Origin of the sequence: Rhodovarius crocodyli (assembly GCF_004005855.1) — a bacterium.
GTDB lineage: Bacteria > Pseudomonadota > Alphaproteobacteria > Acetobacterales > Acetobacteraceae > Rhodovarius > Rhodovarius crocodyli.
Genome location: NZ_SACL01000003.1, coordinates 18,787 through 31,242, shown reverse-complemented (window position 1 = coordinate 31,242; position 12,456 = coordinate 18,787). Strand labels below are relative to the sequence as shown.

At 68.1% G+C, this 12,456-nt stretch carries 9 protein-coding genes; 2 read left to right on the top strand and 7 right to left on the bottom strand.

From position 1 onward, the window contains the following. The first annotated feature begins 100 nt into the window (after positions 1-100). Positions 101-3,052, top strand: a complete 2,952-nt coding sequence (locus EOD42_RS09300) for a P-loop NTPase fold protein (protein WP_164867850.1) — start codon at positions 101-103, stop codon at positions 3,050-3,052. On the opposite strand, the gene EOD42_RS09295 is transcribed toward EOD42_RS09300, so the two are convergent. Beyond that, a complete protein-coding gene (locus EOD42_RS09295; RefSeq protein WP_127787256.1) occupies positions 3,030-4,259 on the bottom strand; it encodes an MFS transporter in 1,230 nt (409 codons plus the stop codon). The genes EOD42_RS09300 and EOD42_RS09295 overlap by 23 nt on opposite strands. 177 nt (positions 4,260-4,436) lie before the next feature. On the opposite strand from EOD42_RS09295, the gene EOD42_RS09290 reads away from it, so the two are divergent. Continuing rightward, the gene (locus EOD42_RS09290; protein WP_127787255.1) at positions 4,437-6,845 is read left to right on the top strand and encodes a mechanosensitive ion channel domain-containing protein; all 2,409 of its coding nucleotides are present in this window, start codon (positions 4,437-4,439) and stop codon (positions 6,843-6,845) included. Positions 6,846-6,967: 122 nt separating this feature from the next. Here the strand turns inward: EOD42_RS09290 and EOD42_RS09285 are convergent, their stop codons facing one another. From EOD42_RS09285 to cyoB, 6 genes are read right to left on the bottom strand one after another with little or no spacing between them, the layout of a single operon-like run. Further along, on the bottom strand, positions 6,968-7,507 hold the full coding sequence (locus EOD42_RS09285) for a response regulator transcription factor (protein ID WP_127787254.1): 540 nt from the start codon (positions 7,505-7,507) through the stop codon (positions 6,968-6,970). Next, positions 7,504-8,781, bottom strand: a complete 1,278-nt coding sequence (locus EOD42_RS09280) for an ATP-binding protein (protein WP_127787253.1) — start codon at positions 8,779-8,781, stop codon at positions 7,504-7,506. The genes EOD42_RS09285 and EOD42_RS09280 overlap by 4 nt, the downstream gene beginning before the upstream one ends. Positions 8,782-8,794: 13 nt before the next feature. After that, positions 8,795-9,445 (bottom strand): SURF1 family protein, encoded by a 651-nt coding sequence (locus EOD42_RS09275; RefSeq protein ID WP_276318145.1) that lies wholly within the window; start codon positions 9,443-9,445, stop codon positions 8,795-8,797. A 29-nt stretch (positions 9,446-9,474) separates the two neighbouring features. Beyond that, on the bottom strand, positions 9,475-9,825 hold the full coding sequence (gene cyoD, locus EOD42_RS09270; RefSeq protein ID WP_127787251.1) for a cytochrome o ubiquinol oxidase subunit IV: 351 nt from the start codon (positions 9,823-9,825) through the stop codon (positions 9,475-9,477). Then, the gene (gene cyoC, locus EOD42_RS09265; RefSeq protein WP_127787250.1) at positions 9,822-10,436 is read right to left on the bottom strand and encodes a cytochrome o ubiquinol oxidase subunit III; all 615 of its coding nucleotides are present in this window, start codon (positions 10,434-10,436) and stop codon (positions 9,822-9,824) included. The genes cyoD and cyoC overlap by 4 nt, the downstream gene beginning before the upstream one ends. Before the next feature lie 2 nt (positions 10,437-10,438). After that, entirely contained in the window at positions 10,439-12,445 is a 2,007-nt protein-coding gene (cyoB, locus tag EOD42_RS09260; protein ID WP_127787249.1) for a cytochrome o ubiquinol oxidase subunit I, read from the bottom strand. Positions 12,446-12,456: the final 11 nt, after the last annotated feature.

Below are 12,456 nucleotides of genomic sequence, written 5' to 3'. Positions count from 1 at the left end.
GCGAGGTGAGATGACGAAGCCGCCGCAGCCGGCAGGGCGCCGGCAGGGCATGCAAATGCGCCGCTGGTGGCGGATGCGCTGGCCCTGGGTGATGGGGGGCATGCTGCTGTCGGCGGTAGCAATCCTGTTGGCGGTCTATCTCCCGCTTCGCGCCGATCCGTTCCGTACTGCGCGTTTCGGGGAGCCGGCATGGTGGTTTGAGGTACCGGAAACGCATGGTTTTGGGCGTTTGCCGCAAGCTATGGCCGGTATTAGCGCCCTGGCGATGAGCAGCGACGGACGCACCGTCCTCGCCGCTGGCGGCGGCGGCACCATCGTGCGCAGCACCGATGCCGGCGCCAACTGGCAACCCGTCACCTCAGGAACGCAAAGCTATCTGTCCGCCCTGGCGATGAGCAGCGACGGACGCACCGTCCTCGCCGCTGGCTCCGGCGGCACCATCCTGCGCAGCACCGATGCCGGCGCCAACTGGCAACCCGTCACCTCAGGAGCGCGAAGCTTCCTATTCGGCATGGCGATGAGCAGCGACGGACGCACCGTCCTCGCCGCTGGCGGCGGCGGCACCATCCTGCGCAGCACCGATGCCGGCGCCAACTGGCAACCCGTCACCTCAGGAACGCAAAACCACCTGACCTCCCTGGCGATGGGCAGCGACGGACGCACCGTCCTCGCCGCTGGCTCCGGCGGCACCATCCTGCGCAGCACCGATGCCGACGCCAACTGGCAACCCGTCACCTCAGGAACGCAAAACTTCCTGTATTCCCTCGCGATGGGCAGCGACGGACGCACCGTCCTCGCCGCTGGCTACGGCGGCACTATCCTGCGCAGCACCGATGCCGGCGCCACCTGGCAACCCGTCACCTCAGGAACGCAAAGCACCCTGTCCGCCCTGGCGATGGACAGCGACGGACGCACCGTCCTCGCCGCTGGCGACGGCGGCACCATCCTGCGCAGCACCGATGCCGGCGCCACCTGGCAACCCGTCACCTCAGGAACGCGAAGCTTCCTATTCGGCATGGCGATGAGCAGCGACGGACGCACCGTCCTCGCCGCTGGCTCCGGCGGCACCATCCTGCGCAGCACTGACAGCGGCCTTACCTGGAACCGCATCGAGCACCGCCGCCATTTCCCACCTATCACCTGGCTTCTGATCGGCTTGGGCCTCATCGTAGCCATGCCGGCGTTCCTGCCGCTCCCACCGGCGAAACCCCGCGCGGCGGAGGATATCGCCGCGATCTTCGCGACGGACCGCCCGTTAGAAGCCAAGGATGCCGATGTGGCCGGCACCGACCTGCTGGCCCAACGCCTTTCTTACTTCCTGCGCCATGTGCGCACCGCGCCCCCCCTCACCCTGGCCATCACCGGGCCCTGGGGCAGCGGCAAAAGCAGCGTCTGCGCCCGGCTGTGCGACGACCTGCGTGCCAGGGGCCTGCGGCCGATCTGGTTCAATGCGTGGCACCACCAGAAAGAGGAGAACATCTTCGCCGCCCTGCTGCAGGCGGTGCGGCAACGGGCCATTCCGCCTGCATGGCGCCTGGACGGGCTGGCAGTCCGTTTCCGGCTTTTGGCCGCCCGCATGCGGCGGTACCCGCTGTGGACAGCATTCTTCCTGGGCGCCGTCGCCGTGGGGCTCGGCATGATCGCTGGGAATGACTGGGCGCAGAGCCTGTCCAGCCTGCGCCAGGCCTGGACCGGGCAGACATGGAGCTGGCCGCAGGTGTTTCCCGTCATCCTGCCGGGCCTGCTCATTGTCACAGGTTTGCTGAAGGCCCTGGGGGAATTCGGGGCGACGTTGAAATCGGCCGGGCTGGACCCCGGAAAGCTCCTGGCCTCCACCAGCCATGGCCTGCGCACCCGTGACCTCGGCGCGCAACTGTCCTTTCGCGCGCGTTTCGCGGAGGCCTTGCAGGAAACCGCCGATGCGCTCGGGCCACGCACCCTGACCATTGTGGTAGACGACCTGGACCGCTGCCGCCCCGACCAGGTGGCGGAGATAATGGAGACGCTGAATTACCTGACTGGCTCGGCCCGTTGCTTCATCGTGCTGGCCATCGCGCGGGAGCACGTGTTGGCCGCCATGGGCCAGGCCCATGCCACCATGGCCAAGGAGATGGCACGCCCCGGCCTGACCGACGAAAGGCTGATGCGTGAGGAGTATGCGGAGAACTACCTGCGCAAACTGATCCAGATCGAGATTCCTGTGCCATCCTTCGACGCCGAGGCCGCCGTGCGGCTGATGCAGAACGCGGCAGAGGAAGCGGAGCAGCCGGCAGACAAGGCCTGGAAGGTGCCGGTCTGGACCATGGTTGCCACGGTTTTTGTGGCAGGGTGCTTCTGGACGGGGACATGGCTGATGAGGCCGACACCGCCGTCGGCGCCTGCTGTCGCCGTTGCGGCGGTGCAGGCACCGGCAGCCACACCCGCTCCGGCACCGCAGCCGGCACCCCCACCCCCGCGGCCCACAGAGGAAGCACCGCGGCAGGCCGCCTCCGGCATCGAGTATCACGAGCTTGGCCAGGCCATCACGCTACGGGACTGGCTGCTGATCACGGCCGGATTGGCCGGGCTGCTCGTTGCAGCGGTGTGGCTGCAATGGCTGCGCCGCAATCGGCTGATGCTGGAAAGCGATGCTCCGCTCTTTGCCCTTGCGTTGCAGCACTGGGCTAGAGCGGCTTTTCTGGCCCGCCCCTCTCCCCGGGAGATGAAGCGCTTTCTCAATCGCTTGCGGCTGGCGGCCAGCCATCCGGCGGCGCCGACGGCACCTGTGACGGTTGGTCTGGCCGTCATCGCGCACGCCGACATCAGCCTGCTGGAGCAATGCGTGGAAGGAAGAGTGGAGCTTCTGGCCGAGATCCTCAAAAAAGCCGCAGCCGAGACAGAACCACACCAAGTTTGGCAGGCCATTCACTCTGCAACCGGTGCAGCGGTGGAGGGATTGCCGCCTTTCGCACCCAGCCACGAGGATATGGAAAACTTCCTGGCCAGTTGGTCCGAGACCCGGCGGCCGGCACGACAGGCGCCGCCAGGCGTCACCCGCGCGGAATCCCCCTGACCGCCAGCGCCCCCAGCGCGGACCCCAGCGCCCCCAGCACCAGCGCCGGCACGATCGACCCCGTCAGCAGCATGCCCGCAAGGGCAGAGCCGATGGGCGTGCCGGCCAGGTTCAGGCTCATTGAAATGGACAGCACCCTGCCGAGCTGGCGCGGGTCTGTCCGGCGTTGCCGCAGCGTCAGCAGCGCGACGTCGATGGGGCCGGAGGCCAGCCCCACCAGTGCCAGCGCCAATGCCAGCCCCGGCAGGCCCAGCATCCCCACCGGCCAGGCGCCCAGGGCGCAGACCAGCATGCCGGCGGCCAGTACCTGACGCTCCCGGCCGAGCGTGCGAAAGCGGCCGGCGACCAGCGCCCCCACCCCGCCCGCGATGCCCATGGCGGCGAACAGCAGGCCGGAGGCAGCGCCCGCATCCTCGGCCCCGAAACGCGCGGCGGCATAGACCGGCACCACCACCAGCAGCACGCCCCAGGTGACGCGGTGCAGGGAGTAGGAAATGGCCAGCCCCCGCAGCGTGGGCTCGCGCAGCACGGTGGCCAGCCCCTCGGCCGTCTGGCGCAGCACGGAACCGGCCAGCGGCGGGGGCCCCGGCACGGGCGGCACGGCCTGCAGGCAGATGGCGCCCGCCGCATAAACCCCCGCCACCACCAGCAGCGCGGGCCCGGTGCCCAGCCACGCCGCCAACAGCCCGGCCAGCACCGGCCCCGCCACGCCCACCGCCGCGTTGATCGCGGTATCGGCGGCATTAGCGGGGTCCAGCGCCGCCTCCGGCACCAGGCGCGGCAGGATGGTGCGCACGCCGGCGGCCCCCAGCGGCGTGGTCAGCGAATACAGGCACGCGAGGCCCGCCAGCAGCGGCAGCCCGTCCAGACCCATCCAGCCCGTGGCCACGATGGCCGTCACCAGCACGGCGCTGACCGCGAGGTCGACGGTGACGGAGCCCGCGGCCCCCAGCCGGTCCAGCACGGTGCCCGCGATGGGGCTGACCAGCAGCCCGGGCGCCACCGCCGCGAAGGTCAGCCAACCCGCCACCGACGGTGAGCCGAAGCGGTCCAGCGCGTGCAGCACGAGGGCCAGGGCGAACATCCGCCCCGCCAGGCGCGACAGCGTCATGGCGCCGAGCAGGGCGGGCACGCCGGGAAGGGCCAGAAGGGCGCCATAGGTCATGGCGCGGCAGTAGGGCATGGCGCGCGGGGCGCGAAGGTCCAAATCCGACTTTCACCGGCAAACCAATCGCGTCGTCGCGCGTTCCAGACCCGACGGGCGCGGGCCCGCCTCATCACGACCCGGACATTGCCGCCGGGTTACCGGGCATGTCTGTCCCGGATGTTGCCCCTTCGCTGAAAGGGCAATCGCTATCGTTCACCACAGAGGGAATACCCCCGCATGCCGCTTGCCGCCGCACGCCGATACCTTTGCCTGATGCTGTGCTGCCTGTTCCTGTCGCTCCCACTTCTCGGCACGCCATCACCAGCATCGGCACAGGGCACGGCCCCGACGGCGGCTGCGGGCCTTTCCCCCGAACAGGCACGGCAGGCGCTGGCGGTCCTGCAGGATGACGCGCGGCGGCAGGAGGTGATCAACGCCCTGCGCGCCGTGGCCCAGGTGGCGCCGGCATCACGGGCGGCGGCCGCGCCGGCACCCGAGGCGCCTGCCCCGGCAAGCACGGAGAATGTGGCCATCACCTCCGACAGCCTGCTGGCCGCCATCATCACGGCGGCCTCCAGCTGGCTTTCCTCGCTGTCCGGCAACCTGGCGATGGTGGGGGCCACGGTGTCGTCCCTGCCGCTGGTGTGGCGCTGGATCGTGAACACCGCCGCCAATCCCTTCGCGCAATCCGCCGTGCTGGATGTGGCGTGGCGCCTGGCGGTCGTGCTGGTGCTGGCCTGGGCCGCCCGGCGGGCCGTGCAGTTCGCGTTGCGCAAGCCCATGGCCATGCTGGAGCAGCGCGCGGAGCGCCAGGCCGTGCGCCGCCGCGTGAAGCGCGCGCAGGACGGCGAAACCGCCGTCGAGGCCGTGGCCAGCCGCACCGAGCTGCGGCTGTTCCACCGCGCGCCCTGGATGGCCCTGCACCTGCTGGCCAACCTGGTTCCCGTGCTGGCCTTCGCCGCGGTGGGCAACCTGCTGCTGGCCACGCCGCTGGTCAGCGGGCGCGTGGCGCCGCTGGTGATCCTGGCGGCGGTCAATGCCTATGTCCTGCAGCAGGGCATCATGGCGGTGGGCGCCGCGCTGTTCGCGCCCGAGCGCCGCTCCCTGCGGCTGTTCAGGCTCTCCGACGAAAGCGCCGCCTATGCCGAGATCTGGCTGGCGCGCATCTCGGGCACGGCCATCTATGGCTTCGCGGTGCTGGAGATCGCGCGGATTCTGGGCCTGTATGCGGCCGCCTATGCCTCCGCCGCCAAGCTGATCGTGCTGCTGACGCATGTGCTGCTGATCATCGTCGTGCTGCAGGTGCGCCGCACCGTGGCCTGCATGATCGAGCCCGAGGAAGGCCGCACCGGCAGCGTGGCCCTGATGCGCCAGTGGGTGGCGCGCACCTGGCATATCCTGGCCATCGCGGCGCTGATCGCGCTGTGGTTCGTCTGGGCCATGCAGATCCGCGACGGCTATTCGCTGATGCTGCGCTTCGGCGGCGCCACCATCGCGGTGCTGGTGGTGGCACGCCTGCTGACGGTGCTGCTGCTGGGCGCGATCGACCGCGCCTTCCGGATCCGCGCGGACCGCACGGCCCGCCTGCCCTTCCTGGAGGGGCGGGCCAACACCTATCTGCCCGTGCTGCGCCGGGTGGTCGTCACGCTGGTCAGCGTGGTGGCGGCGCTGGCGGTGCTGCAGGTGTGGGGGGTGGATGTCGCTGCCTCCTTCCGCGACGGCGGGCTGGGCCAGCGCATGGCCAGCTCCGTCATCGTCATCCTGGTCGCGGGTTTCCTCGCGGTGCTGATCTGGGAGGGTGCGAATGGCTGGATCGACCGCACCATCCAGGGCATGACCGCGCGTGGCGACGTGACAAGCGTGGCGCGCCTGCGCACCCTGCTGCCGCTGCTGCGCTCCACGCTGATGGTGGTGGTGGTGGCCATCGTGGGCTTCACCGCCCTGGCGCAGCTGGGCGTCAACATCGCGCCCCTGCTGGCCGGCGCCGGCATCCTGGGTGTCGCGGTCGGCTTCGGTTCCCAGAAGCTGGTGCAGGATGTCATCACCGGTATCTTCCTGCTGCTGGAAAACACCATGCAGGTGGGTGACTGGGTGACGGTGGCCGGGCTGTCGGGGTCGGTCGAAAATCTCTCGATCCGCACCATCCGGCTGCGCGCGGGCGATGGCTCGGTGCATGTCATCCCGTTCAGCTCCGTCACCACGCTGACCAACACCAACCGGGGCATCGGCAACGCCGCCGTGGCCGTCACCGTCGCCTTCGACGAGGACCCGGACCGCGTGGGCGCGGTGCTGAAGGAAATCGGCGCCGAGCTGCGTGAGGACGAGGCCTTCAAGGCCGGCATCCTGGACGACTTCGCCCTGTGGGGCGTGGACAAGGTGGATGGCGCCACCTTCACCGTGCTGGGCCAGATGAAGTGCAAGGACACCGCCCGCTGGGGCGTGCAGCGGGAGTTCAACCGCCGCATCAAGCTGCGCTTCGAGGAGCTGGGCATCGCCATCGCCCTGCCGTCCCAGGCCATGGTGCTGTCCCGGCCGGGGCATGACGGGCCGAAGCACCGCGAGAAGGAGAAGGTGATGGAAACCGCCGAGCCGACGGGGGCGGACACCCGCTCGCCGCCGCCCTCGGCGCTGGGAAACAAGGAGTAGTCATCTTCTTTTTCTGAAGAAACAGAAGCAAAAAGACTTTATAAATCTGAGTGGCGCCTGGCGACTAAGGCGCCACTCAGACTACCAAAAGTTTTTTGGTTCTTTTTTCCAAAAAAGAACAATTACACCAATCTTCTTTTCTCCAGTTTTCTGGCCAGCGTCCGCCTGTGCATCCCCAGCCGCCGCGCCGCCTCGGAGATATTGAACTCCGTCTCCACCAGCACCTGATGGATGTGCTCCCACTCCAGCGTCTTGATCGAGGACGGCCGGGTGCCGACGGGCACCTGCGCATCCCCTGCCCCGCGCTCGAAGGCGGCCTCGATGTCGTCGGTCGAGGATGGCTTGGCCAGATAGTCCCAGGCGCCGAGCTTGATCGCCTCCACGGCGGTCGCGATGCTGGCGAAGCCGGTCAGCACCACGATGCGCATCCTGGCATCCGCCGCCTTCAGCAGCTGAACGCAAGCAAGCCCCGAGCTGCCGTCCAGCTTCAGGTCCACCACCGCATGGGTGGGCTTGTGCCCTTCGGCCATCAGCGCCTGCAGCGTCTCCAGGCTGCTGGCGGTCAGCACCTGGTGGCCGCGTCGCTCGAAGGAGCGGCGCAGCGTGCGGGAGAAGGCCGGATCGTCCTCCACGATGAGGAGAAGGCGGGGTTCGTCAGTCATGACTCGTCATCCGAATAGGCCAGTGCCGCGACCGGCAGGGTGATGCGGACAACCGCCCCCCCTTCCGGCGCATTGGCGGCTTCGGCCGTCCCCCCCAGTTTCCGCAGCACGCTGACCAGCAAAAACAGGCCTAGCCCACCGCTGCGCCGCTGTTTTGTCGAATTATACGGTTGGCCGAAAGAGGCGAGGGAATTGGCCGGAAAGCCCGGCCCCCTGTCGCGCACTTCCAGCAGAAGGTTGTCATCCACCCGGCGCGCCGTGATGCACACCCAATCGGGCGAGACCTCGATGGCATTGTCCACCAGGTTGCCGATCACCTGCTTCAGCGCGGTGTCGGAGACGATGGCCACATCCTCCCCGAACTCGTCGCGGAACTGGATCGCCTCGGCGTGCCAGGCGCCGCGCCAGTCGGCGACCATTCCCTCCAGGAAGGCGCGCATGGTGGTCACGGCGGTGGCGGCGCCCCGGGCCTCACCGGCGGACATCAAGACGTTGCTGACGATGTCCTTGCAGCGCTGCACGGCGGCCTGCATGTCGTCGATGTCGTCCACCAGCTCCGGGTCCCCGGCCAGGCGGGGCATGCGCTTCCAGTCGCCCAGGATGACCGACAGCGAGGACAGCGGCGTGCCCAGCTCATGCGCGGCGCCGGAGGCCAGCAGGCCCAGCCGCACGATGTGGGTTTCCTCGGCCGCATGCTGGCGGCTGGCGGCCAGCGCCGCGTCGCGTTCCCGCAGGTTGCCGCTGATGCGCGTGACCAGCAGGAACAGCAGCACCGCGATCAGCGCCAGGCTGACCAGGCTGCCGCTGAGGTAGAGGCCCAGCGGGTCCTGCCGGTATTCCTCGGGCAGGGCCAGCGGGGGCGAATGCAGGCTGAGCGTCAGCACCGCCACCGCGCAGGCGCCGAACACCACCCAGCTGGACCGCTGGTCCAGCAGCAGCGCGCCGATGACCACCTGCAGCAGGAACAACGAGGCGAAGGGATTGCTGACGCCGCCGCTGTAATGCAGCTGCCAGGCCAGGGCGCCCACATCCAGCAGCAGTGCCAGGGTCAGTTCCGTATTGGAGATGCCGGAGCGCCGGTCCAGCAGCGGCAGGCTGGCCAGGTTCACCGCCACCAGCAGGGCGGGCACCGGCAGCAGCATGTTCAGCGGCAGCGGAATGCCCATGGCCCATTGCACGGCAGCGATCGTCGCCAGCTGCCCGGCCACCGCGATCCAGCGCAGCTGGATCAGCACGCGCATGTTGCGCCTGGTCGCCTCACCCGGGCTGTTCATTTGGCGGGGCTGTTCATGGGGCGCGCCGCAGCACCAGCCCGAAGCCCACCAGGCTCAGCACCGCCATGCCGAACCAGGTCAGCGCATAGACCAGATGGTTATCTGCGAAGCGGATCACGGTCAGCCCCCCGACGGGGTAGCCTGCCTGATCGCGGGCCTCGGAATCAATGAAGTAGGGCGCGACCTGCCCCAGCCCGCGCGCCGCGGCGATGGCCGGCACATCGCGCGAATACCACAGGTTGTCCGCCGGGTTGTTGCTGCGCAGGAAGCCGCCGCCGGGCTCGCTGAGGCGCAGCAGCCCGATGACGGTGGCGCCGCCGGGGGCGGGGCGCGTGGCGGGGTCGCGGTGCGCGGGGTCCACGAAGCCGCGGTTGACCAGCACGGTGAAGGCGGGGGTGCGCAGGGGCGTGATGACCCAATAGCCGCTGCCGAGCTCCGTCGTCGCGCGCACCAGGGTTTCGCGGTCATGCAGGAACTCGCCCGTGACGGTCAGGCGGCGATAGGCGTCGCGCCGGTCCACATGGTCCCAGTTGCCGGGCCCGAAGGCCTGCACCGGCGCCGTGCGCAGGCCGAACTCCACCTGGTCGATCAGCGCGTGCTTCCAGGCGCGGCGCTCGATCTGCCAGGTGCCGAGCCAGGTGAAGAGGGCGGCGGCGAGAAGCAGGCCGCCACCCAGGAGGACGCGACGTAGGATCAGGTGGCTCCGTGCATCATGGGCATCATGTTGGTGTTCATATGGTACATGACCCAGGCGGAACCAGCGATCGTGATGACCACCACGATGACCGTGAACACCAGGGAGGTCATGGTCCAGCCATCCTCGGCGCCTGCCTTCATGTGCAGGAAGTAGATCATGTGCACCACGACCTGCACGGCCGCGAAGATGATGACCAGCGCCGCCGTCCAGTTGGCCGGCAGCGGGCGTTCCATGACCAGCCAGAAGGGAATGGCCGTCAGGATCACTGCCAGGGTGAAGCCGACGAGGTAGTCCCTCAGGGAGCCGTGGGCGCCTTCATGCGCCGCGTCATGATGGTCGTGGCTCATCGCAGCATCCCCAGCAGGTAGACGAAGGTGAAGACGCCGATCCAGATGACGTCCAGGAAGTGCCAGAACAGGCTGAGGCACATCAGCCGGCGGCGATTGGCCGGGATGAGCCCCTTGGTGCCCACCTGGATCATCAGCGTGACCAGCCAGATCATGCCGAAGGTCACGTGCAGCCCGTGCGTGCCCACCAGCGTGAAGAAGGAGGACAGGAAGGCGCTGCGCTGCGGGCCCGCGCCGTTCTCGATCAGGTGGTGGAACTCATACAGCTCGATGCCGAGGAACGCCGCGCCGAACACCGCCGTGGCGGCCAGCCACACCAGCGTGCCGGCCTTGCGGCCCTTCTGCATCTCCAGCATCGCGAAGCCGTAGGTGACGGAGGAGAACAGCAGCATGGCGGTGTTGACCGCCACCAGCTCCAGCTCGAACAGGTCCTTCGGCGCGGGGCCGGCGGCGTAGTTGGCCCCCAGCACCGCATAGGTGGCGAACAGGATCGCGAAGATGAGGCAGTCGCTCATCAGATAGATCCAGAAGCCCAGCATGGTGCTGTGGCCTTCCGGGTGCGCGTGCTCGTCGAGGTCCCAGAAGCCCGGGTTGGTCGTGGGGGTCTGCATGGTCACTCCGCCGCCGCCAGCCGCGCGGTGCGCGCCTGTTCCGTCGCGGCCACCGTCTCGGCGGGGATGTGGTAGTCGCGATGGTAGTTGAAGGTGTGGATGATGGCGCCCAGCACGATGGCGGCCAGGCTGGCGGCGGCCAGCCACCAGATGTGCCAGATCATCGCGAAGCCCAGCACCGTGCTGAAGCCGGCCAGGATCACGCCCGCCCCCGTGCCGCTGGGCATATGGATGGGGCGGAAGCCCTCAAGCGGGCGGGCGGCACCGCGGCGCTTCATGTCGTGCCAGGCATCCATGTCATGGATGACCGGGGTGAAGGCGAAGTTGTAGTCGGGCGGCGGCGAGGAAGTGGCCCATTCCAGCGTGCGGCCGCCCCAGGGGTCGCCGGTCACGTCGCGCAGCTTGTCGCGGCGCAGGATGCTGACGCCGATCTGGATCAGCATGGCCGCGATGCCGACCGCGATGATGGCGGCACCGACGCCCGCCACGATGAACCAGATCTGCAGCGACGGGTCGTCGAACACGCGCATGCGGCGCGTCACACCCATCAGGCCCAGGATATACAGCGGCATGAAGGCCAGCCAGAAGCCCACCACCCAGCACCAGAAGGACACCAGGCCCCAGAAGCGGTCCAGCTTGAAGCCGAAGGCCTTCGGGAACCAGAAGTTGATGGCCGCGAACAGGCCGAACAGCACGCCGCCGATGATCACGTTGTGGAAATGCGCGATCAGGAACAGGGAGTTGTGCAGCACGAAGTCAGCCGGCGGCACCGCCAGCATCACGCCCGTCATGCCGCCGACCACGAAGGTCAGCATGAAGGCCACCGTCCACATCATCGGCAGCTCGAACCGGATGCGGCCGCGGTACATGGTGAACAGCCAGTTGAACAGCTTCGCGCCCGTGGGGATGGAGATCACCATGGTGGTGATGCCGAAGAAGCTGTTGACGCTGGCACCCGAGCCCATCGTGAAGAAGTGGTGCAGCCACACGACATAGGACAGGATGGTGATGCAGACGGTCGCGTAGACCATCGAGGTATAGCCGAACAGCCGCTTGCCGCTGAAGGTGGACGTGACCTCGGAGAACACGCCGAACAGCGGCAGGATCAGGATGTAGACCTCCGGGTGGCCCCAGATCCAGATCAGGTTCACGTAGAGCATCGGGTTGCCGCCGAAGTCGCTCGTGAAGAAGTTGGTGCCGATGTAGCGGTCGAGCGACAGCAGCACCAGCACCGCCGTCAGCACCGGGAAGGACGCCACGATCAGCACGTTGGTGCAGAGCGACGTCCAGGTGAACACGGGCATCTTCATCATGCCCATGCCGGGCGCGCGCATCTTGATGATGGTGCACAGCAGGTTGATGCCCGACAGCGTGGTGCCCACGCCCGCTACCTGTAGTGCCCATATGTAGTAGTCCACGCCCACATCCGGGCTGTAGGTGATGCCCGACAGCGGCGGGAAGGCGAGCCAGCCGGTGCGCGCGAATTCACCCACGAACAGCGACATCATGACCAGCACGGCGCCGCCGGCGGTCATCCAGAAGCTGAAATTGTTCAGGAAGGGGAAGGACACGTCGCGCGCGCCGATCTGCAGCGGCACGATGTAGTTCATCAGCCCCGTCACGAAGGGCATCGCCACGAAGAAGATCATGATCACGCCATGGGCGGTGAAGATCTGGTCGTAGTGATGGGAATTCAGATAGCCCTCTGACCCGTTGAAGGCCATGGACTGCTGCAGGCGCATCATCACCGCATCGGCAAAGCCGCGCAGGAACATGATGAGGCCGAGCACCATGTACATGATGCCGATCTTCTTGTGGTCCACGCTGGTGAACCACTCCTTCCACAGATAGCCCCAGAGGCGGAAGTAGGTCAGCGCCGCGAATACGACGAGGCCGCCGAGCGCCACGGCCGCGAAGGTCGCGACGACGATGGGCTCATGCAGCGGCAGGGCTTCGAGCGAGAGGCGGCCCAGGAGAGGTGTGGTCTCCAGGGCGTGGGGTGCGGCCATGATGGTCTAGC